The following is a 302-nucleotide window of genomic DNA, read 5'->3' on the forward strand; positions in this document are numbered from 1 at the left end:
TGGCTCAGCAGTTTCATCGTGGTATCGATGTCTTTGAGCTTCGGTACGTTCTGGATCTCTACCGGCTCTTCTGCCAACAGGGCTGCAAAAAGGATCGGCAGCGCGGCGTTTTTGGCACCTGAGATGGTGACCTCGCCCTGGAGCCGCGTCGGCCCCTGCACACGAAATTTATCCATTAATTCTGGTCTCTTTTAAAATTCATACTTGCCGGGACGGTCTCGTCCCGACTCAAAAGCCGTTTAGCTTGCGATCGCGTTCCCACTCTTGCGGTGTATACGCTTTGATCGACAAGGCATGGATGC

The 302-nt window shown here is 53.3% G+C and carries 2 pseudogenes; both read right to left on the reverse strand.

What is annotated here, in order from left to right:
* A pseudogene (locus GYRE_RS23845) lies at positions 1 to 176 on the reverse strand (UDP-N-acetylglucosamine 1-carboxyvinyltransferase); the annotation flags it as partial.
* 52 nt (positions 177 to 228) lie between these two features.
* Positions 229 to 302: pseudogene (ibaG, locus tag GYRE_RS24550) on the reverse strand (BolA family iron metabolism protein IbaG); the annotation flags it as partial.

The sequence above is a fragment of the Yokenella regensburgei ATCC 49455 genome (genome assembly GCF_000735455.1).
GTDB lineage: Bacteria > Pseudomonadota > Gammaproteobacteria > Enterobacterales > Enterobacteriaceae > Yokenella > Yokenella regensburgei.